The following is a 20,850-nucleotide window of genomic DNA, read 5'->3' on the forward strand; positions in this document are numbered from 1 at the left end:
AGCTAAAGCGGTAAAAAGCGGTCGACTAAAACCAGAGGGATGTAGGGAGGAGTTCAGTCGTCAGCGGGGGTTGCGTCGCGACTCGTGACGTCGACCGGCTCGGCGTCGACCTCGAGTTCATCCAGCGCGACCTGCGCGGCGCGCTTGCCGGAGACGAGCATGGCACCGAACGTCGGGCCCATGCGCGGGAGGCCGTAGGTGGTCGCCGTCGCCATGCCGGTGACGACGAGGCCGTTGTGGGCGAGACCGGTGTGTTCGACGACAGCGTCCTCGCTCTCGCCGACCCACATGGAGTCGTGGCCGGGCGAGTCGTGGCCGGGCGCGCCGTAGGTGTCGTCGTCGGTCTGGTCCATGCCGCTGGCTTCGTCTTCGAGGCCCGGCGCATTGAGAACGCCGCGCTCGTCGAGTTTCTTGACCGCCATCGCGTCGTGGCCCGTCGCGTCGATGACGAGGTCGGCCTCGACGGCAATCGGGTCGACGCAGGTGATTTCGCGGGGTAGCGCATGGACCGGCGTCCAGTTCATGACGATGCCGCCGACGCGGTGGTCCTCGCGGATGACGATGTCCGTGAACTCGGTCATGTTCTGCATCTTCGCGCCGGCGTCGCAGGCAGCCTTGATGAGCCCGGAACAGGCCTCCGGCCCGTTAGCGACGTAAAGGCCCTCGCTGTCTTTGGACCGCTTGTGGTCGACTTCAAGTTCGTCCAGCACCTGCTGTGCTGGGTCGCGGACGGTAACCTTGTTCATCAGGAAGCCACCAAGCCAGAAGCCGCCGCCGAGGTAGTTGTTCTTCTCGACGACCATCACCTGCACACCGCGCTCGGCGAGTTCCTTCGCAGCCATCAGCCCCGATGGGCCACCGCCGACGATGATGACATCGGAGTCCGAGAAATCCATGAACTCCTCGGTCCATTCCTGTCCAATTGCGCGTGTGACCTCTGCTTCGCCGACATCACTGAACTGTTCGAATGAATCGGAATCGCTCATACCACCTAGTAATATCTCTTGGTGGTACATAGTCGTTCTGATGCAGAGACCAGTCGCTGTTCGCACAGTATCACGGAGAAATGACGGCCGTCAGCCCCAGGCGCTCAGTCCATCGGCGGTCAGTACGTCCGTGCCGCCATCGGGTTGGCAGACAGCCCACCGCGAGTGGTCCGCGTCTTCGGGAAACAGGTGCTCAGGGACCAGCGGCATCGGCACAGGTGGGTAGCCGCCGCGCCGCATGGCCGTCGGGCCGGGGAACCGTTCGATTACGTCGCCGCCGGCTGTCACCTCGAACTGCCCGTTATCCGCTCGGCGATAGGCGTGCTGGAAGGCGTGGCGGCCGGCATCGGCGAGCGAGTCGACGTGTTCGAGAACGGCGACCACCTCCGTCCCGACACCGAGTTCGAGTCTGGGTCGGCCCTGGTCGACTCTGACCTCGCGCCACTGGAGGTCACTTGCCGGTGCTCGCGCACAGGCGTATGTACCATCAGAGAGCGGGACGCGGTCGGGGCCGTTGTAGAACTGTCGCCCGTCGGGGCCGTCGGCGGCCAGACAGGCGGGCTCACCCAGAACGGTGGCGACCATCTGGGTCAGTGTCGTTCCCATCGCCTCCGTCGACGGGACCACGAACAGGCAGTCCCGTCCCTCTCGAACCGCATTGACAAACCGGGGGATGAGTCCATCGGGGCCGACGTTGGCTTCGGTCAGCGGTTCGACAGCGACTGGCCGCGGGTCTGTCGCATCTACGAGGCCGACCGCGTCGTCGTTCGGCGTCGCGAGCGCAGACGGTCCGCCGCTGTCGTCATGTACCGCCACATCGTAGCCGGCCCGCTCGCACAGCGAGACGCCGTGATCTCGGACCGAGGGGTAGATCGGCATTCGTCATCTGTACGGGCGCTTCCCGTTTGAACCCTCGGCACCGATACCGGGACGCTGCGTGGGCTATCGGCCCCCGTTCAGGTAGTCGCGGTCGCGGCCAGTGCCGAGAGCGTATCGGCGGTCCGAAGGTCGTCGATAGTGCAGTACCACGCGCCTCGGAGGCCGTGCTGGTCGTTTTCGACAGGAGCTTCGAGCGGCACGAGGTCGTCCAGTTCGAACACCACGACGTTGTCTGTCTCCGAGAACGGGTCAATGAGGGCCGCCCAGTCATCCGCGTCCATCGGCCCCGGACCGCCACGGGTCTGGTCCGTTCGGGCGGTCACCGGGGCGTAGTGCGTGACTGCCGACACCGGCGCAGTCCGGTAGAACGCCATGTAGTCGAACGGTTCTGTCGTTCGGTCATACGACTCCGGCGACGGATAGAAGCCCTGTCGACAGCGTTCAAACGTCTCCGTCTGTGCGGCGACGACACAGACCCGGGCCCCACCGGGTGCGTCGTCGGCCGGTGTGTCGTCGGTAAAGCGGTCGAGGTCCATACCCGGCCCTTAGCCCGGACACGGAAGTACACCCCGCCAGCGGCGGCGGGACACTCATATGGGCGCAGTCCTGTGTCCTCGCTATGGCACAGCTACTCGTCTGCCAGCAGTGTGACACCGGGTTCGAGTACGATGCGACGGCGTTCAGTGCGACGTGTCCGGACTGCGGGCATCGACACCAGCCCCGAACTGGGTGCTGTTAGGGCAGCGTACCAGTCACGACCACCGCAGCTACAGGTACGCTACCAGCGCGTCAGCCAGTTTCTTTTCGGCGCGCCGCAGGTGGTCCTCCGCGGTTCGGCGCTGGACACCAACGCGGTCCGCGATAGCCGCCGTCGTCGTCCCGCGCGGCAGTTCGTAGTACCCTTCCTCGTGCGCTGTCAGGAACACCTCGCGCTGGCGTGGCGAGAGAGACGGTACCACGTCTCCAACAGTCACCAGCGGCGCGTCGGGCGTCACTGACCCGACCTCGCGTTTCGACTCGACAGTGACGTCGAAATCCGACGCTAACGACCGGTACACTGCCGACAGCGCGTCGGAACTGAGCCCCAGCGCCCGAACGAGTTTGTGCCCCTCCGCGTACCGAAGTGGCGGCACGAGCAGACACCCCTCGTCGGCCAAATAGCGCTCGACGGTGTCCGCTATGTGGGCCTTCAGACACGCCTCGGTGACCAGAACCTGCCCGTCATTCGTTTCGAGGCGCTCGGCGACGCCGACAGTCCCGCAGACCTGTTTGACGACCGGCTCGACATCCCCACCGCGGAGGTGGAGGAGGTCGCTGTGGTCGGTACACCACAGTTCGATGCGCGTGCCGGTTCCGTCGGTCGCCACCTCATAGGCCCCGCCACCGGCCACCCGGAACACCGCCTCGTACATAGCAACCAATTCACATGCACATATAAAAACAGTTCCGCACGGAAAGTCTCCGCTATCACGCCGGGGGGCGAACAGGAGGGTATGGCACAGCAGTCTGCCCCAGACACCGACCACGACGTCGGGACGCCCTCGGAGCAGTGGCGCGAGTACCAGGGTTCGCCCACCGGCACCGACATCGAATGTGAAGGGTGGCGACAGGAGGCCGCGCTCCGAATGTTGAACAACAACCTCGACCCCGAAGTCGCCGAAAAGCCGGAAGAGTTGGTCGTGTACGGCGGGACCGGACGTGCGGCCCGGTCGTGGGACGCTTACGACACCATCGTCGACGAACTCCGTGAACTCGGCGACACCGAAACCCTCCTCGTCCAGAGCGGCAAGCCGGTCGGTCGGTTCGAGACCCACGAGAACGCCCCGCGCGTCCTCATCGCGAACTCGAACCTCGTCGGCAAGTGGGATACCTGGGAGCACTTTCACGAACTCGAAGCGAAAGGGAAGATTATGTACGGCCAGATGACTGCCGGCTCGTGGGCCTACATCGGCACACAGGGCATCATCCAGGGGACCTACGAGACGCTGGCCGCGCTCGCCCGGGAACACTACCCGGACAACGACGGGCTCCGCGGGAAGATTGTCGTTACCGGCGGCCTCGGCGGAATGAGCGGTGCGCAACCGCTCGCGGTGACGATGAACCACGGCGTCTGTATCGCGGCCGAAGTCGACGAAGACCGTATCGACCGGCGCATCGAAACGAGGTACTGCCAGGAGAAAACCGACGACCTCGCGACGGCCATCGAACGCGCACAGGCGGCCGCGGCGAACGGTGAGCCCTACAGCGTCGGCGTCCACATGAACGCCGCTGACATGCTCGCTGAGATGTTAGAGACGGGGTTCGTCCCCGATGTAGTGACCGACCAGACGAGCGCGCACGACGAACTCGAAGGGTACTACCCCGCTGGCTACACTGTCGAGGAAGCCGACCGGCTCCGCGAACGCGACCCCGAGACGTACGTCGCGGAGAGTCTCGATACGATGAAGCGCCACGTCGAAGGCATTCTCGAACTGCAGGACAGGGGAGCCATCGCCTTCGAGTACGGCAACAACATCCGGGGGCAGGTCGAGGACCAGCGCGACCTCGACACAGCATTCGACTTCCCGGGGTTCGTTCCCGCGTACATCCGCCCGCTGTTCTGTGAGGGCAAAGGACCGTTCCGCTGGGCCGCGCTCTCGGGCGACCCCGCGGACATCCACCGGACAGACGACGCGGTCAAGGAGCTGTTCCCGGAGAAAGACGACCTCCATCGCTGGATAGACCTCGCCCAAGAGCAGGTGTCTTTCCAGGGCCTGCCCTCGCGAGTGTGCTGGCTGGGGTACGCGACCGAGGATGGGCTGACCGAGCGCACTCGCCTCGCGCTCCGTATAAACGAGCTTATCGCCGACGGAGAGATTTCCGCGCCGGTCGTCGTCACGCGAGACCACCTAGACGCCGGGAGCGTCGCCTCGCCACACCGCGAAACGGAGGCGATGAAAGACGGGACTGACGCCGTCGCCGACTGGCCGATTCTGAACGCCCTGCTGAACTGTGCGGCTGGCGCGGATATCGTCAGCGTCCATGACGGCGGCGGCGTCGGCATCGGCAACTCTCTCCACACGAACAACCACGTCGTCCTCGACGGGTCGGACCTCGCGGCTGAGAAGGCCCGACGCGTGTTCACGACCGACCCCGGGATGGGCGTCATTCGCCACGCCGACGCCGGTTACGAAATCGCACAGGAGATGGCCGACGAGAACGATGTCGCGGTCCCGATGCGTGACCGCAACCGCAACCAATGACCGACCTGACAGACCCGTCGCCGTGGACCGGGCCGTCCGACGACCCGAACGACGAGCAGTTCGGTGACATCGTCGAGACGGCCACGCTCGCGACCGCTGGCGAGTACGACGCTGTGCTGGTGGGCGAGCCGTACGACGGAGCCGTCATCGGACGGCCGGGCGCGCGTGCCGGCCCGACGGCCCTTCGGCGCGAACTCGGCGGAACGAAGACCCATCACATCGAACGCGGACCGGTCCACGCAGTCGCCGACCTCGGTGACATCGAGATTCCGGCCGGGGGTGTCGAGCAGGTTCAGCGTGCCGTCCGTTCGGTAACAGCGCGGGTCCATGCAACGAGCGCGGTGCCGGTGTTTCTCGGTGGCGACAACTCACTGACGTTCCCGAACGCCGCGCCGCTGTTGGCCCACGAAACGGTCGGCGCAGTCAGCTTCGACGCCCACCTCGATTGCCGCGCCGTTCGGGACGAGCCGACGAGCGGGACGCCGTACCGACAGCTCCACGATGCAGGCCTCGACGCACTGGCCGTTGTCGGCGCGCGCCACTTCGAAACCTCGACAGCGTACCACGACTACCTCGCCGAGCAGGGCGGGACAGTCCTGCCGCCGGCGTCGGTGGCCGGTGACCCCGCCGACGCGGTGGACGACGCGCTCGCCGCGCTCGGCGACGTGGACGCCGTCTATGTCAGTCTGGACCTCGACGTGCTCGACGCCGCAGCCGCGCCGGGCGTGAGCGCGCCGACGCCGGGCGGCCTCTCGACGCGAGAACTGTTCCGGATGCTGGGCCGCATCGCGTCCGACGACCGTATCGCCGGCTTCGAGGTGGTCGAGTGCGCGCCACCGCTTGACGCTGGGGACCGGACCGCCCGCGCCGGGGCCCGCGCCATCGCGCACTTCCTCAGCGGCCTGGGAGGTGACCGATGACAGCCCCCGATGCCGTGGTCTACGGCGCGGCCGAACTCGTCGCCGCCCCGGCGGCGGACGGCCGCAGTCTGGAGACCTACGAGGATGGCGCAGTCGCCATCGTGGACGGCACTGTCGCCGCTGTCGGTCCGACGGCGGACGTAACCGCCGAGTACCCGCCGGAGAGCGCCAACCACGCTGTCGACGCCGACGGTCAGGCCGTCGTTCCGGGCTTCGTCGACCCTCACACCCACGCGCTGTTCGCCGGCGACCGCGCTGACGAGTTCGCCGCCAAACTGCGCGGGAAGTCCTATCAGGACATCCTCGCCGAAGGCGGCGGCATCCTCCGAACGGTCCGAGCGGTCAGGGAAGCCGACGAGGAAACGCTGCTGTCGAACCTGCTGGCCCATCTCGACACCATGCTCGCCCACGGGACGACGACAGTCGAGGTGAAGTCCGGCTACGGGCTCGACACGGAGACAGAGCTACAGATGCTCCGAGTTATCGACAGCGCTGACGCGGTCCATCCCGTCGACGTGGTCCCGACATTCATGGGCGCACACGCGGTCCCCAAGGGGTGGGACACCGACGACTACACCGCGGCGGTCGTCGACGAGCAGGTTCCAGCGGTCGAGTCACAGGGCATCGCCGAGTTCTGCGACGTGTTCTGTGAGGAGGGCGTCTTCTCGGTCGCGCAGTCCCGACGGGTCCTCGAAGCAGGCGCAGCCGCCGGGCTGACGCCGAAGGTCCACGCCGAAGAACTGGCCCACATCGGCGGGACGCAGCTGGCGGCGGACGTGGACGCGGCCAGTGCCGACCACCTCCTGCACGCGACCGGCGAAGACATTGACGCGCTTGTCGACGCTGCCGTAACGCCGGTGTTGCTCCCCGGAACGGCGTTCGGTCTCGGCGCAGCGTACGCGGACGCGACGGCGTTCCGCGACCGGGGTGCGTCTGTCGCGGTAGCGACGGATTTCAATCCGAACTGCCACAGTCACAGCATGGGCTTTGCGCTGTCGCTGGCCTGCGTCGAGATGGGACTGACACCGGCCGAAGCGCTGGTCGCTGGAACGAAACACGCCGCGCTCGCGCTGGACAGGGCCGATGGGCTGGGGACGCTCCGCGAGGGTGCGCCCGGTGACGCCGTAGTCCTTGCCGCGCCGAGTCACGTCCACATTCCCTACCAGTATGGGACCAACGTCGTCGACGCCGTCCTGAAAGACGGCTCGGTCGTCAGCACCCCAACACATGAGTCATACGACCGGGAGGTGCAACCATGACCGCCGAAGTCGTCCTCAACGGCGAATCTCTCACACCCGCCGACGTGGTCGCCGTCGCCCGGAACGGCGCGACCGTCACCGTTGCCGACACCGCCCGCGAGCGAATCCGCGAGTCCCGCGAGCGCGTCGAGAGCGTGCTGGACAGCGGCGAGGCGGTGTACGGCGTCACCACCGGTTTCGGCGACCTCGTCGACGAGCGCATCCCGCGCGAGGACCTCGATGCCCTCCAGCGGAACCTCCTCCGGAGCCACGCCGCCGCGGTCGGACGGGAGTTGACGACCGAGGAAGTCCGGGCGATGATGGTCACCCGGGCGAACACGCTGGCGAAGGGGTATTCAGGCATCCGTGAGTCCGTCGTCAATCTGCTGGTGGCGATGCTCGACGCGGGTGTCCACCCGGTCGTCCCGTCGCGGGGCAGCCTCGGTGCGAGCGGTGACCTCGCCCCGCTCGCACATATGTCGCTGGTGCTCATCGGGGAGGGGGAAGCCGAGGTCGAAGGGGACCGACTCCCCGGCGACGAGGCGCTCGACGCAGTCGGCCTCGAACCGGTGACGCTCCGGGCAAAGGAGGGGCTAGCGCTCATCAACGGGACGCAACTGACCGTCGGCGTCGCCGCGCTCCTGCTCGACGACGCTGAGCGACTGGTCACTGCCGCCGACATCGCTGGCGCGCTCACGACGGAGGTGACCCTCTCCTCAACAGTACCATCCCACGAAGCTATCACCGCCGTCCGGCCCCACGCCGGCCAGGCCGCGAGCGCGCGAAACATCCGGCGGCTGACGGCCGACTCCGATGTGGTCGAGTCCCACCGCAACTGCGACCGCGTGCAAGACGCCTATGCGATACGCTGCCTGCCGCAGGTCCACGGCGCAGTCCGTGACGCCGTCGCCCATCTCCGGGAGGCCGTCGAGGTGGAACTCAACAGCGCGACCGACAATCCGCTGGTGTTCCCCCGCGAGGCCGAGCGTAGTGAGTCCTCGAACCAAGCGAGCGGGAGCAACCGACGAGAGGCGGGCCGCGAGGCAGGCGTTGTGAGCGTCGACGACCGGGCCTCCGGCTCCGATAGCGCGGGCGTGCTGTCCGGTGGGAACTTTCACGGCGCGGTACTCGCTATGCGTCTCGACTATCTGACGAACGCGCTCACCGAACTCGCAGCCATCTCGGAGCGCCGGACCGACCGGATGCTCAACCCCACTCTGCAGGAGCCACACCTCCCACCGTTTCTCACCGAGCGAAGCGGCGTCCGCTCGGGCTACATGATTGCCCAGTATACCGCTGCGGCGCTGTTGAACGAATGTCGGTCCTTCGGCCGGCCCTCGATGGACAACACCCCTGTCAGTGGCAATCAGGAGGACCACGTCAGCATGAGCGCGCAGTCGGCCTATCTGGCCCGGAAAACGGCGCGAAACGCCGCCGCGATTCTCGGCGTCGAGCTGTGCTGTGGGGCGCAGGCCGCCGACTTCGTCGACAACGACCTCGAACTGGGCGTCGGGTCGGCCGAGGCCTACGACGCTGTCCGCGCGGTGGTCCCAAAGCTGACGGCTGACCGCCCGGTCCACGAGGACATAGAGGCCGCGGGCGCGCTTGTCGAATCACCGGCCTTCACCGAGCGGGTTGCTGTGGCCCTCGACGAGGAGCTAGAGTGAGCCGTCCTCAGGGCCCGAGCCCCAGGTCCGCGGTGCCCTCAGCCCCCTGATAGCGGTCGCGGTCGTCCCAGTTGGCAATGCTCGAATGGGTCTCCCGGACGGCGATTTCGAGGTGCTCCTGCGTGATTTCCGAGCCGTCTCGCAAGGCGTGGCGAGCCGCGTCCTCGGCGACGAGTTCGAGGTCGCTGGCGGCGTAGCCAGCCGTCGGCTCGACGATGGCATCCCAGTCGATGTCGCCGGCGACGGGCCGGTCCTGCAGGTGGATCTCTAGTATCTGCCTGCGAGCCTTGGCATCCGGCGGCGGGACCTCCACGCGCTCGTCGAAGCGGCCCGAGCGCCGTAGCGCCGTGTCGATGTCCTCGACGAAGTTCGTCGCCGCAACCACGACGATGTCGTCGGCCGCCGCGCCTTCGAGTTCGGTGAGCAGCTGATTGACCAACTGTTGCTCGCTTGTGTTCATCGAGCCGCGCCGAGAGCCGGCGATACCGTCGATCTCGTCGATGAACAGCACGCAGGGGGCGTTCGCGCGGGCCACCTCGAACACCTCGGCGACGTTGCGGGCCGGCTCGCCCATCCACTTGCTCGTCACGTCCGCGGGGCTGATTTCGACGAAGCTATGCCCGAGTTCGCCGGCGAGCGCGCCGGCGAGATGGGTCTTCCCACAGCCGGGCGGGCCATACAGCAACAGCCCGGAGAGCACGTCGATACCGTACTCGGCGTAGGCGTCGGCGTTCTCCAGTGGGTCGAGGACCGTGTCTTCGAGTCGGTCCTTCAGTTGGCACATCCCGCCCACGTCGGCGAAGTCGCGTCCCGGGTCAGTCTCGACCAGCGAACTGGCCTGCAGGTCGACGCCGTCGGGCTGGACGACGCCATTCTCGGCGACCATCTCGGGGTCCACCCAGTCCGGGATGCTGGTGTCGGTCTCTGTGGCAGCCTGCAGCAGATGGTCCGTCCCGATCGGGGCATCCGCCCGCAACGCCTTTCGGGCGGCGTCCTCGGCGAGAAGTTCGATGTCGCTGGCCGCGAAGCCGGCCGTCTCCTCGACGACGGGGTCAAGGTTGATGTCGTCCGCAGTGGGTCGGCCAGCGAGGTGAATCTCCAGAATCTGCTTGCGAGCTTGGGGGTCCGGTGGCGGGACCTCGACTCGTTCGTCGAACCGGCCAGAGCGGCGGATGGCGTCGTCCACGTCCTCGACGAGGTTCGTCGCGCCCAGCACCACCACGTCCTCGTCTGCGATGCCTTCGAGTTCGGTGAGCAACTGATTGACCAACTGCTGCTCGCTGCTGTTCATGTTGCTGTCACCGTCGCGTGCGCCGGCGATGCCGTCGATTTCGTCGATAAAGAGGATACACGGCGCGTTCGCGCGGGCAATTTCGAACAGCTCCTCGACTTTCTGGGCGGGTTCGCCCATGTACTTGCTCGTCACGTCGGCGGGCGTGACCTCGATGAAGGCGTGGTCGACCTCACCCGCGAGCGCGCCGGCGACGTGGGTCTTCCCACAGCCGGGCGGGCCGTGCAACAGGACGCCGTTGACGACGCCGATGCCGTACTCCTCGAAGGCGCTCGGGTCCTGCAACGGCCGGACGACCTTGTGGTTGAGCGTCTCCAGTAGCTCGGACATCCCGCCCACGTCGGCGAAGCTCCGGGACGGGTCCGGGTCGACCAGACCGTCGGCTTCCATGTCGACGCCGTCGGGCTGGACCACCGTCCCGTCATCAGAGGGGCGCTCGCGGTTTATCGAGGGCGCGCCGTCGGTGCTGTCGGCGCCAGAATCGCCGCCCATCCCGGCCGTGCCGGATTCGTCGGACTGGTCGATCCGCTCCCGGATGTTCCGTTCGAGGCGGTCCGGGTTGACCTCGTAGCCGTACTCGGCCAGCCGGCGGGGTTCGGCGCTCAAAAACTCCGCGAGCCAGCCGTGGCGCTGTAGCTCCTCGGTCGAGGCGTCTGGGTCCCGGAACGTGACGAGCTTGACGTCCGTGCTGTCGGGCGAGTGGTACTCGGCGAGCCAGAAGGGGAGATACAGGCGGTCGACACCGGTCACGCCGTCGAACCCGTCGGGGTCGAAATCACCGGGCAGGCCGTAGGACTCACGCAGTTTCCGGAGGAATACGTTGGCCGTGCCAGAGGCGGCGTCCTGTTGCTGGTCGCGGTACTCCGCAACGCGCTGGGGCAGTAGCGACCGGGCGTCGTCGTCAGTGACCTGAAACTGCAGCAGGACAGAGCGGCCAAGCACCGGGTCGCTGCGGCCGAAATCGTAGTCGCTGGTCGCTCGTCGAACCACCGCGTCGGTGTCGTCGACGTACTGCGAGACGGCCCGGTCGTTGTCCGCCCAGAGTCCGTCGAGAAACGCTGTCTCAGACTTCGTCGTCGTCCCGAGCAGCTTCCCCTTCCCGGTCTCGTACTCGTAGTCGACCTTGAACACCGGATAGAACACCCGATGGAGGCGTTCCAGTTGCTCGGTGTCGCCGAAGGCCGTCATCGTCCGCTGGTCAAGGGTTTCTCTGACGGTTTCCTCGTCGGGTACCCGGCGGTCGGCGTAGATGTACGGCGGCAGACTCATTCGAGGTCCCCCTCCCGAATCGTCCGCTCGGCGGCGGTCAGGGCGCTGTCGGCGTCGAACGTGTCGATGGCATCCTGCTGGGCGTCCGGGTCGCCACGGAGGTCGCGGGCGTGCTCGGTAATGTTCGGTATCGCGCGAATGATGTTGTCGATGATGGGCACTGTTGCCACCTCAGCCGAGCGGCTTCGAGGGTTGAGGTCGATGACGAGTTCCGTCTTGCCCATCTCGCCGAGCGCCTCGGCGCGGTCACCGTCCTCCAGCGGCACCAGCACCACGTCCGCTGCGCCGATGCCGTCGGCGTCGACCTTCGCGCGCTCGTGGTCAAGGCCGGGAATGCGGCCGTCAGCAGTCAGCCCTCTCACGTCTGTCGCGCCGTGTTCGCGGAGGTAGTCGGCGATGGCCTCGATGCGCTCCTCGGTCCGGTTGAACAGGTTCACTTCGAGGTCTGCGCCGGTCACCTCGGCGAGTTCGACGAGTTCCCTGGGGACGAGGGCTGCAGCGTTGCCGTTGACCGAGACAACGGCGTGGTCGGCGGACAGAAGGTGTGCCGCAGCGGCGCGCTCGGCGTCGTCGGCGCTGTCGATAGTACACTCACCCAGCAGGTAGTCGAAGGCCTCACCGCGGCCCTGGGCGATGAGGCCCTGCCGGGAGGTGATACCGCGGTCGACGCCCGCTTCGATACGGTGGCGGGTCAGAAGCGACTCGTAGCGGGGGTGGCTTTCAGGGAGGTCGACGTCCTCACTCATACGTTCCAGTGATACCTCCCTGTACTAAAGTCGTCCGTCAGGGGCGTGTCCCGGTCAACGTCACGTATCTCATCGGAGCTCGTCGTCGGGCACCACCGACGACTCCGGAAAAGATTATCTGCGGGTCAGCACAACTCCGTGCCATGGATACCCGACAGGCGTTGCTTGTCGACGCGTTCGCCGCAGAGCCGACGACGGGCACACCGACCGGCGTCGTGCCCGAAGCCGACGGACTGACCGACGACCAGATGCAGGCTGTCGCCAGCGAACTGGGGGCCACCGAGACGGCGTTCGTCCTGCCGGCAGAAGACGCCGACCGCCGGCTTCGCTGTTTCTCGCCAACAAAGGAACTGGCACAGGCGGAGACGGCCGCGGTCGCGGCTCATGCGGCGCTCTACGAGCGTGGTGAAATCGACGACAGCGAGTGGACGGTCGCCACCGCTAGGGGCGACGTCGCTGTCGAGACGAAACAGAACGGGATGGTCTGGGTCGAGCAAGGACGGGCCGACATCACCGAAGTAGATATCCCATACAGCGATGTTGCGGACGCACTCGGACTCAACGCGGCCACGCTCAAAGACGTGGGTTCTGACCTCCCGCTCGTGACGGCCGGCGTGGGCGAGTCGTGGCTCATGGTCCCGGTCAACTACTTCGAGCATCTGAGCGCGCTGACCATGGACGTAGCTGCCGTCGACTCGCTCTGTGACCGCGTGGACGCGGCCGGCGTATATCCGTTCACGTTCGATACCGTCGGTGCCGACGCGACGCGCCGGTCGACGTTCCACGGCCGAGCCTTCCGAGTGGGGAGTCGGGCAGAAGAGCCGGTAACAGCAACGGCGTCGGGGGCCTGCGCGGCGTTCGTTCGTCGCTACGGGGCGCTCGATGACACTATCGAACAGATCATCGCCGAGGGTGGGCACTTCCGCGACCGGCCCGGGACGGTGTCAGTTGATACCGACGGGACCGAGGTGTGGGTCGGCGGGCGCGCCGTCACTGCACTGGACGGTACAGTGACCGTCCCTGCTGTCGACGACGACGACATCATCGAGGCGTGACCACACAACAGCACCGGCGGCGTGACTGCCTAATTCACTCGAAATCGAGTGAAGAGCGGTTTTTCACTGATGGCAACCGGAACTTCCTTAATTGTCGTTGAAGATGGTACGAATGAGTCCATGCCAACACTGTGGCTCGACGAAATCGGTGCCGACGACCTGGCGCGGGTCGGCGGCAAGGCGGCGTCTCTCGGAGAACTGACCGGAGCGGGCCTGCCCGTTCCGTCGGCGTTCGTCGTTACCGCCGACACGTATCGGTCGTTCATCGAAGCAACTGGAATCGACGAGCCGCTGTTCGAGGCCGTCGATGTCGACAGCGATGATTCGCAGGCGCTGGCCGAGGCGGCCGAACGCGCCCAGGAGTTGATCCTGGAAACGGACACCCCGCCGTCGGTCCGCGAGGACCTGCTGGCCGCCTACGACGAGATGGGCGACGAGGACGTTGCGGTGCGGTCCTCAGCGACCGCCGAGGACCTCCCGGACGCCTCCTTCGCCGGCCAACAGGACACGTACCTGAACGTTTCGCGTACGGACCTCCTGCAGCGGGTCAAGGAGTGCTGGGCGTCACTGTTCACCCAGCGGGCCATCTACTACCGCAACGAGAACGACTTCGCCCACGACGCGGTGGATATCGCCGTTGTCGTCCAGCAGATGGTCGACGCGGAGAAATCCGGCGTCATGTTCACCAGCCATCCCTCGACCGGTGGCCCGACAGCCATCATCGAGGCCGCGTGGGGGCTGGGTGAAGCGGTCGTCTCCGGCGCAGTCTCGCCCGATAACTACATTATCGACCGCGAGACGGAGACCATCGACGAGGTGACCGTCGCCGACAAGAAGGTGATGTGCGTTCGGGGTGAAGACGGAGAGACAATCGAGCGCTCCGTCCCCGAAGAGAAGCGCAACGAGCGTGTCCTCTCCGACGAGGAGATTCACCGACTTCTGGAGGTCGGCGAACGCGTTGAGGACCACTACGACACGCCACAGGACGTGGAGTGGGCGGTCTACGAGGACGAGGTGTATCTGCTCCAGTCCCGCCCGATTACGACTATCGACGACCCCGAAGGAAGCGCCGGCTCGGCCAACGAAGCCGAGAGTCAGCCGCCGGGAGCCAAATCGGGTGTCGCCGACGGCGGGGCGATGGAGAGCCAGTCCGAGGCGGTTCGGCTCTCCGGAATCGGCTCCGCACCGGGCCGGGTCACCGGCGTCGTCCGCATCGTCGACAAACTCGACAATCTCGATAAGGTCGAGGACGGCGACATCATCGTCGCCGAAATGACCACCCCGGATATGGTACCAGCGATGAAACGCGCAAACGGCATCATCACCGACGAGGGTGGGATGACCAGTCACGCCGCCATCGTCTCCCGGGAACTCGGCGTCCCGGCTGTTGTCGGAGCCGAGGACGCGACACAGAAGCTCCGGGACGGCGAGACGATAACGCTGGACGGCGACAAGGGCACAGTCGAGAAAGGGGCCAATGTCCCCGAGACGACTGAGGAAGACAAGGACGCCGGGCCAGTCGAGACACACTCGGCGGTGAAGCCGATGACCGGAACGGAGGTCAAGGTCAACGTCTCCATCCCGGAAGCCGCCGAGCGGGCCGCCGCAACGGGGGCCGACGGCGTCGGCCTGCTGCGCATCGAGCACATGATTCTCTCGACGGACAAGACGCCCTCGCGCTATGTCGAAGACCACGGCGAGCGCGCGTACGTCGACGAAATTGTCGAGGGCGTCCGCTCGGTGGCCGAGGCGTTCTACCCGCGCCCGGTCCGCGTCCGGACACTCGATGCTCCCTCCGACGAGTTCCGCCAGCTGCAGGGTGGCGAAGACGAGCCCAGCGAGCACAATCCGATGCTGGGCTACCGGGGCATCCGACGGTCGCTCGACCGCCCCGGCGAGTTCAAGCTCGAACTCCGCGCGTTCGAGCGCCTGTACGACCTGGGCTATGACAACGTCGAGCTGATGCTCCCGCTTGTCACCGACGCCGAGGACATCCTGCGGGCGAAGGCGCTGATGCAGGAGGTCGGCATCGACCCCGAGAAGCGCGACTGGGGTGTCATGGTCGAGACGCCGGCGAGCGCGCTGTCCATCGAGGGCATCTGCGAAGCCGGCATCGACTTCGTCTCCTTCGGGACGAACGACCTCACCCAGTACACGCTGGCCGTCGACCGCAACAACGGGAACGTCGCCGACCGCTTCGACGAACTCCACCCGGCCGTTCTCGAACTCATGCGCCAGGTCATCGGGACCTGCCGCGAGCACGACGTCGCCACGAGTATCTGCGGGCAGGCCGCCTCGAAGCCACAGATGGTGGACTTCCTCGTCGACGAAGGAGTCACCTCCATCTCGCCGAACATCGACGCCGTGCGTGACGTGCAACACGAGGTCAAGCGCGTCGAACAGCGGCTGCTGCTGGAATCGGTCCGCTGAGACCGCGGCCGATTGACGTAGCCAGCAGGCTTTTTTGCGCTGTTCGCCTCGTTGCGGTATGGCACCCGAATCGACACCGGAAGCCAAGAGTATCAGCTCCGGTGTGTCGTACATCCCCTTCGGCATCCCCGGACTGGACGGACAGGTTCGGGGGATTCCAACCGGGAGCACAGTCCTGCTGGCCGGGGCCTCCGACGCGGGGGGCGACGCCTTCACCTATACCAGCCTCGCCACGCTGATGCTTGCGAAACACCGCCCCGAGATGGTCCCAAACAGCATCGCCCGGCGTAGCGAGGCAATTCCGGATTCGGTGACCTATATCACGCTCTCGCACGACCGCGAGCACGTCTACAGCGAACTCGACGCCGTCCTCGACGGCTACCAGTTCGAGGCACTCACGGAGCATATGACCGTCGCGGATTTCTCCCAGCGATTCATGGAGCTGTTGCCCGTCCCCGAGCCGCTGTTCGATGCTCGACGGAGCGACACCGAAATCGAACAGCCCGACGCGGAGCCACCGGAGCGAGAGGCCCCCGAAGAGACGTTCGAAAAGTTGCTTACCGACATCAGCGACCGGGTGAGCGACGCCGCAGCGACGCTCATCGTCGTCGATTCGTTGACCGATCTCGAACGGGCGACGGAGTTCGGGCTACCCCAGAACCACGAGGTGGCATTCCTCATGGGGCTCCGAGAGGCAGTCGTCAACTGGGGGAACGTGGCCTTCGTCAAACTCAACCGCCCGGCGAGCGACGTGCGGTCGGACGAGCTCATCCACGGCCTGTTGCACGGCAGCGTCTACTTCTACTCCAACGACAAGGGGTTCGAGACGTATCGAACGATGCGGGTCGGCTCCTTCGGCGGCGCGCTCGACACTGAGCGCCAGACCGTCTTCGAGTCGCTGATCGGTCCCACGGGCTTTCGTGCGAAAGCGACGAAGAAGATCGGGCCATCGAACTGGTAATTCGGTCGGTGAGCACGTGAACGGACTGCGTACGGATAGCTAGCCCGTCCTGGCCAGTCTTCTGCCACTGGAGCGAATAAACAGCAGACAACGATACGCACGAGCACAACGGCTAAACCACTCCCCCGCTATACACCCGATAGATGCTTCAGCGGGCAGAGCCACAGGATTTCGAGCGCGTCCTCTCGTCGATGTGTACCGTGCCGCATCCATCGGCACGCGAAGCGGCAGAACGCTTCCTCGCGACGAACCCCGGAGACCCGGGCACCTACGAGACCATCGCCGGTCTGGAACGTGAGGCCGTCGAGTATCTCGGCGACATCACCGGGCTCTCGGACCCCGCGGGCTACGTCGCCTCGGGCGGGACGGAGGCTAATTTACAGGCGATACGCATCGCCCGGAACCGCGCCGACACGGACGACCCGAACGTGGTTGCGCCCGTTCACGCGCATTTCTCCTTTACCAAGGCCGCCGACGTGCTTGGCGTGGAACTCCGGACCGCGCCGGCGGCGGATTACCGCGTCAACATGGCGGCGATGGCGGAACTCGTCGACGAGGACACGGTGTGTGTCGTCGGCGTCGCTGGTTCGACCGAGTACGGCTACGTCGACCCGATTCCGGCCATCGCCGACCTCGCCGAGACGGTCGATGCCCTCTGCCACGTCGACGCCGCGTGGGGCGGCTTCTACCTCCCGTTCACCGACCACGACTGGCACTTCGGCCACGCGGACATCGACACGATGACCATTGACCCCCACAAGGTCGGGCAGGCGGCGGTTCCTGCCGGCGGACTACTCGCTCGTGACCGCACGCTGCTCGATGAGCTCGCTGTCGAAACGCCGTATCTGGAATCGACGGACCAGCTTACGCTGACAGGCACGCGGTCGGGTGCCGGCGTGGCCTCGGCTGTCGCGGCGATGGAGTCGCTGTGGCCGGCGGGCTACAGACAGCAGTACGAAACGTCGATGGCCAACGCCGACTGGCTGGCCGACCAGCTATCTGCGCGGGGCCACGACGTTGTTGGCCCGGAACTCCCCCTCGTTGCGGCTGACCTCTCGATGCCGATGACAGACGAACTCAGGGACCGCGGCTGGCGAGTCTCAAAGACCGGTGCTGGCGAGATGCGCGTCGTGTGTATGCCCCACGTCACGCGGTCGATGCTACGGTCGTTCGTCGCGGATCTCGACTGGTACTGAGTCGCTGCCCTCGGCAGGCGCTGAGTCGCAGATATCGGTTAGTACTGAATCACGGTCTCCGCTCTCGAACATACTGGTATTGAGCGCTCCCGAGAAGACATACGAAGGTTTAGAAGTGCCTGTTTGCTACAGGCAGGCGTGGACTTGGTAGTACCGACCGCATCGTTCATTGCCTTCCTCGGCGACTGTACAACCGCCGGCACACCACTGTCACCACTGGAAGAGGGGGTCTGTACGGCCACCGGTCCCACCGGGCTGGGTATTATCGCGGTGTACTCGTTTTTGATCGCGTTTATTCTCCCGCTCCCGAGCGAAGTCGTACTGGTTCCGGCCGAAACCCTTCGACTCGGGCTATCAACGAACGGAAATCTGGTGGCGATTATCCTCGTCAGTGGTCTCGGGAAGGCGTTCGGCAGTCTCGTTGCCTTCCATATCGGTCAGGAGGCAAAGGAGTACGGCCCGCTCGTGCGCTGGATCAAGCGCTCACGGTTCAATCTCATCGAGTGGTCTGAAAGAAAGACGGTACAGCTTGCACGGAAGTACGGCTACGTTGGACTGGCGCTTGCGCTCTGTGTGCCCTTCTTCCCCGACACCATCTCTATTTACGCGTTTACCGTTCTCGAACGCGACTACTATCGGTTCGGCGCAGCGACGTTCTTCGGCAGTGCCGGGCGGCTTGTCGTGACACTCGGGCTTGCCGGTGGCACGCTGGCATTGCTGTAACCCGGAGCGCGCCGAAACCAACCCCCTTTTGACCCGTCGGTGGCACACGAACAGGTATGAGCAACGACGAGTTTCCGACGGACCAGCCGGCGGTCGTGACCTGTGGGTTGCCCTACGCGAACGGTGACTTGCACGTCGGCCACCTCCGGACGTACGTCGACGGGGACGCGCTGTCGCGCGCCCTCCGACGAATCGGCCAGCAGACGGCGTTCGTTTCGGGGTCGGACATGCACGGCACGCCAGTCGCGGTCAACGCCGCCGAAGAGGGCGTCGCACCGCGGGAGTTCGCACTCGACTTCCACGAAACCTACGCCGAGACGTTCCCGCAGTTCAACATCGAGTTCGACAACTACGGGCATACCGACGACGAGACCAACGTCGAACTCACCCAGGAGTTCGTCCGCTCGTGGGTCGAAAACGACCACGTCCACGAGAAGGAGATCGAGGTCGCCTGGGACACCGAGGAGGACCAGCCCCTCCCCGACCGCTACGTCGAAGGGACCTGTCCCTACTGCGGGGAACAGGCCCGCGGCGACGAGTGCGACGAAGGGTGCCAGCGCCACCTCGAACCCGGCGAAATCGAGGACCCGGTGTCGACGCTGACCGGGAACCCCGCCGAGTACCGCACCCGCGAACACAAGTTCCTCCGGCTTGCTGACTTCCAGGAGTACCTTCAGGGCTTCCTTGACCGTCTAGAAGGGACCGACAACGCCCAGAATCAGCCCCGCGAGTGGATCGAGGGCGAACTGCAGGACCTCTGTATCACGCGGGACATGGACTGGGGCGTGGACTATCCCGAAGACGTTGACGGCGGCGACGAGCTGGTGCTGTACGTCTGGGTCGACGCGCCAATCGAGTACGTCGCCTCGACGAAACAGTACACCGAGCGCGTCGGTGACGACGAGTACGACTGGGAAGCGGTCTGGAAGATCGACAGAGAGGAGCGCCACGGCACCGAGTGGGACGACGAGTGGGCCGACGACAGCGGCGAGATAATCCACGTCATCGGCCGGGATATCATCCAGCACCACGCGGTGTTCTGGCCCGCGATGCTTCGTGGCGCGGGGTACAACGAGCCCCGGTCGATTCTGGCCACCGGGTTCGTCGGCATCGACGGCAACGCGCTGTCGACCTCGCGTAACCGCGCCGTCTGGGCCGACGAGTACCTCGACGCCGGGTTCCATCCCGACCTGTTCCGATACTACATCGCCACCGGCGCACAGATCGACACCGACGTGGACTTCTCCTGGGACCGCTTCCAAGAGCGGGTCAACGGCGAACTCGTCGGTAACGTCGGGAACTTCATCTACCGATCGCTGCTGTTCGCCGAGCGCAACTACGACGGGACGCCCGACGCTGCCGTCAGCGACGACGTGCGCGGGCGAATCGAGGACGCGATTGCGGACTTCGAGGCAGCCGTCCGAGAGTACGACATCCGCGAACTGGCCGAAATCGCTATCGAGCTTTCGAACTACGGCAACGAGTACATCCAGCGCAACGAGCCGTGGAACCTCGTCGACGACGACCCCGACCGCGCCGAACAGGTCATCCGCGACTGCGTTCAGTTGACCAAGGCCGTTGCGGTGCTCATGCAGCCCGTCCTGCCGGGCAAGGCCGAGCGCCTCTGGGGCCAGCTCGGCGAACAGGGCTCCGTCGCTGACGTGACCCTCGACAGCGCGCTCGAAGCGCCGCCGGCCGAGTTCGGCGAGCCCGCGGAGCTATTCGAACAGGTCGAAGACGACCACATCGAGGCGCTGAACGAGGAACTGCAGGAACGGGTCGAGGAGGCCAGCGAGGCTTCGGCAGAAGCCTCGAATGAAGGCGGCGAAGCCGCCGGAGATGACGGGGACGACGAGGATGCGGAGACCGCCGACCTCCAGCCGCTCGTCGAGGACCGCATCAGCTTCGAGGACTTCGAGGGCGTCGACATGCGCGTCGGCGAGATCCGCAGCGCCGAGCCGGTCGAGGGCGCGGACAAGCTCCTGCGCCTGGAAGTCGATATCGGCCACGAGGTCCGACAGGTCGTCGCCGGCCTGCGACAGCTCCACGACGCCGAGAAGCTTCCCGGAACGCGCGTTATCCTCCTTGCAAACATGGAGAAAGCCGAGCTGTTCGGCATCGAATCCAACGGGATGGTGCTGGCCGCCGGCGACGAGGCGGACCTGCTGACGACCCACGAGGACGCTCCGCTGGGGACGCGAATCAAGTAACCACAGTCGCCAGCGCTTTTGTAGTCACGGCACGTAC

Annotated in this window: 16 protein-coding genes; 10 read left to right on the plus strand and 6 right to left on the minus strand. The window is 65.9% G+C overall.

Annotated features, from left to right (window positions below; all coding sequences use genetic code 11):
• Positions 1–53 precede the first annotated feature (53 nt).
• The 4 genes from G9463_RS00180 to G9463_RS00195 all read right to left on the minus strand — a co-directional run bounded on the left by G9463_RS00180 (position 54) and on the right by G9463_RS00195 (position 3,277).
• Positions 54–986, minus strand: coding sequence for a sulfide-dependent adenosine diphosphate thiazole synthase (locus G9463_RS00180; protein WP_165895648.1), 933 nt, complete (start codon positions 984–986; stop codon positions 54–56).
• 90 nt (positions 987–1,076) lie between these two features.
• A complete protein-coding gene (locus tag G9463_RS00185; protein WP_004957850.1) occupies positions 1,077–1,865 on the minus strand; it encodes a hypothetical protein in 789 nt (262 codons plus the stop codon).
• 77 nt (positions 1,866–1,942) lie between these two features.
• On the minus strand, positions 1,943–2,401 hold the full coding sequence (locus G9463_RS00190; protein ID WP_011223841.1) for a hypothetical protein: 459 nt from the start codon (positions 2,399–2,401) through the stop codon (positions 1,943–1,945).
• Between the two features lie 231 nt (positions 2,402–2,632).
• A complete protein-coding gene (locus tag G9463_RS00195; RefSeq protein ID WP_165895649.1) occupies positions 2,633–3,277 on the minus strand; it encodes a helix-turn-helix domain-containing protein in 645 nt (214 codons plus the stop codon).
• A gap of 81 nt (positions 3,278–3,358) precedes the next feature.
• Between G9463_RS00195 and hutU the strand changes: the two genes are divergently transcribed.
• The 4 genes from hutU to hutH are packed head-to-tail and all read left to right on the plus strand — an operon-like array spanning position 3,359 to position 8,932.
• Positions 3,359–5,107 (plus strand): urocanate hydratase, encoded by a 1,749-nt coding sequence (gene hutU, locus G9463_RS00200; RefSeq protein WP_165895650.1) that lies wholly within the window; start codon positions 3,359–3,361, stop codon positions 5,105–5,107.
• The gene (hutG, locus tag G9463_RS00205) at positions 5,104–6,027 is read left to right on the plus strand and encodes a formimidoylglutamase (RefSeq protein WP_165895651.1); all 924 of its coding nucleotides are present in this window, start codon (positions 5,104–5,106) and stop codon (positions 6,025–6,027) included. Before hutU ends, hutG begins: the two co-directional genes overlap by 4 nt.
• Positions 6,024–7,286, plus strand: coding sequence for an imidazolonepropionase (gene hutI / locus G9463_RS00210; protein ID WP_165895652.1), 1,263 nt, complete (start codon positions 6,024–6,026; stop codon positions 7,284–7,286). Before hutG ends, hutI begins: the two co-directional genes overlap by 4 nt.
• Positions 7,283–8,932, plus strand: a complete 1,650-nt coding sequence (gene hutH / locus G9463_RS00215; RefSeq protein ID WP_165895653.1) for a histidine ammonia-lyase — start codon at positions 7,283–7,285, stop codon at positions 8,930–8,932. Before hutI ends, hutH begins: the two co-directional genes overlap by 4 nt.
• Before the next feature lie 7 nt (positions 8,933–8,939).
• On the opposite strand, the gene G9463_RS00220 is transcribed toward hutH, so the two are convergent.
• Positions 8,940–11,492: an AAA family ATPase gene (locus G9463_RS00220; protein WP_165895654.1), complete on the minus strand. Its 2,553-nt coding sequence runs from the start codon at positions 11,490–11,492 to the stop codon at positions 8,940–8,942.
• A complete protein-coding gene (locus tag G9463_RS00225; protein WP_165895655.1) occupies positions 11,489–12,238 on the minus strand; it encodes a 4-phosphopantoate--beta-alanine ligase in 750 nt (249 codons plus the stop codon). Before G9463_RS00225 ends, G9463_RS00220 begins: the two co-directional genes overlap by 4 nt.
• A 143-nt stretch (positions 12,239–12,381) precedes the next feature.
• Here G9463_RS00225 and G9463_RS00230 point away from each other — a divergent pair, with 143 nt between their 5' ends.
• From G9463_RS00230 to metG, 6 genes are all read left to right on the plus strand, one after another.
• A complete protein-coding gene (locus G9463_RS00230) occupies positions 12,382–13,293 on the plus strand; it encodes a PhzF family phenazine biosynthesis protein (RefSeq protein WP_165895656.1) in 912 nt (303 codons plus the stop codon).
• Positions 13,294–13,413: 120 nt separating this feature from the next.
• Positions 13,414–15,723 (plus strand): phosphoenolpyruvate synthase, encoded by a 2,310-nt coding sequence (gene ppsA, locus G9463_RS00235; protein ID WP_165895657.1) that lies wholly within the window; start codon positions 13,414–13,416, stop codon positions 15,721–15,723.
• Between the two features lie 58 nt (positions 15,724–15,781).
• Positions 15,782–16,684, plus strand: a complete 903-nt coding sequence (locus tag G9463_RS00240) for a hypothetical protein (RefSeq protein WP_004957871.1) — start codon at positions 15,782–15,784, stop codon at positions 16,682–16,684.
• A gap of 143 nt (positions 16,685–16,827) precedes the next feature.
• Positions 16,828–17,880 (plus strand): tyrosine decarboxylase MfnA, encoded by a 1,053-nt coding sequence (gene mfnA / locus G9463_RS00245; protein ID WP_007188823.1) that lies wholly within the window; start codon positions 16,828–16,830, stop codon positions 17,878–17,880.
• 138 nt (positions 17,881–18,018) lie between these two features.
• A complete protein-coding gene (locus G9463_RS00250; protein WP_004957875.1) occupies positions 18,019–18,603 on the plus strand; it encodes a YqaA family protein in 585 nt (194 codons plus the stop codon).
• Between the two features lie 56 nt (positions 18,604–18,659).
• Positions 18,660–20,813: a methionine--tRNA ligase gene (gene metG / locus G9463_RS00255; RefSeq protein ID WP_165895658.1), complete on the plus strand. Its 2,154-nt coding sequence runs from the start codon at positions 18,660–18,662 to the stop codon at positions 20,811–20,813.
• Positions 20,814–20,850: the final 37 nt, after the last annotated feature.

The organism is Haloarcula sp. JP-Z28, assembly GCF_011440255.1.
Lineage (GTDB): Archaea > Halobacteriota > Halobacteria > Halobacteriales > Haloarculaceae > Haloarcula > Haloarcula marismortui.

What these genes read in the sequence shown, in the direction of transcription:
- G9463_RS00180 (WP_165895648.1), bottom strand. Translation starts at nt 986, where the DNA reads ATGAGCGATTCCGATTCATTCGAACAGTTCAGTGATGTCGGCGAAGCA.
- G9463_RS00185 (WP_004957850.1), bottom strand. Translation starts at nt 1,865, where the DNA reads ATGCCGATCTACCCCTCGGTCCGAGATCACGGCGTCTCGCTGTGCGAG.
- G9463_RS00190 (WP_011223841.1), bottom strand. Translation starts at nt 2,401, where the DNA reads ATGGACCTCGACCGCTTTACCGACGACACACCGGCCGACGACGCACCC.
- G9463_RS00195 (WP_165895649.1), bottom strand. Translation starts at nt 3,277, where the DNA reads ATGTACGAGGCGGTGTTCCGGGTGGCCGGTGGCGGGGCCTATGAGGTG.
- hutU (WP_165895650.1), top strand. Translation starts at nt 3,359, where the DNA reads ATGGCACAGCAGTCTGCCCCAGACACCGACCACGACGTCGGGACGCCC.
- hutG (WP_165895651.1), top strand. Translation starts at nt 5,104, where the DNA reads ATGACCGACCTGACAGACCCGTCGCCGTGGACCGGGCCGTCCGACGAC.
- hutI (WP_165895652.1), top strand. Translation starts at nt 6,024, where the DNA reads ATGACAGCCCCCGATGCCGTGGTCTACGGCGCGGCCGAACTCGTCGCC.
- hutH (WP_165895653.1), top strand. Translation starts at nt 7,283, where the DNA reads ATGACCGCCGAAGTCGTCCTCAACGGCGAATCTCTCACACCCGCCGAC.
- G9463_RS00220 (WP_165895654.1), bottom strand. Translation starts at nt 11,492, where the DNA reads ATGAGTCTGCCGCCGTACATCTACGCCGACCGCCGGGTACCCGACGAG.
- G9463_RS00225 (WP_165895655.1), bottom strand. Translation starts at nt 12,238, where the DNA reads ATGAGTGAGGACGTCGACCTCCCTGAAAGCCACCCCCGCTACGAGTCG.
- G9463_RS00230 (WP_165895656.1), top strand. Translation starts at nt 12,382, where the DNA reads ATGGATACCCGACAGGCGTTGCTTGTCGACGCGTTCGCCGCAGAGCCG.
- ppsA (WP_165895657.1), top strand. Translation starts at nt 13,414, where the DNA reads ATGCCAACACTGTGGCTCGACGAAATCGGTGCCGACGACCTGGCGCGG.
- G9463_RS00240 (WP_004957871.1), top strand. Translation starts at nt 15,782, where the DNA reads ATGGCACCCGAATCGACACCGGAAGCCAAGAGTATCAGCTCCGGTGTG.
- mfnA (WP_007188823.1), top strand. Translation starts at nt 16,828, where the DNA reads ATGCTTCAGCGGGCAGAGCCACAGGATTTCGAGCGCGTCCTCTCGTCG.
- metG (WP_165895658.1), top strand. Translation starts at nt 18,660, where the DNA reads ATGAGCAACGACGAGTTTCCGACGGACCAGCCGGCGGTCGTGACCTGT.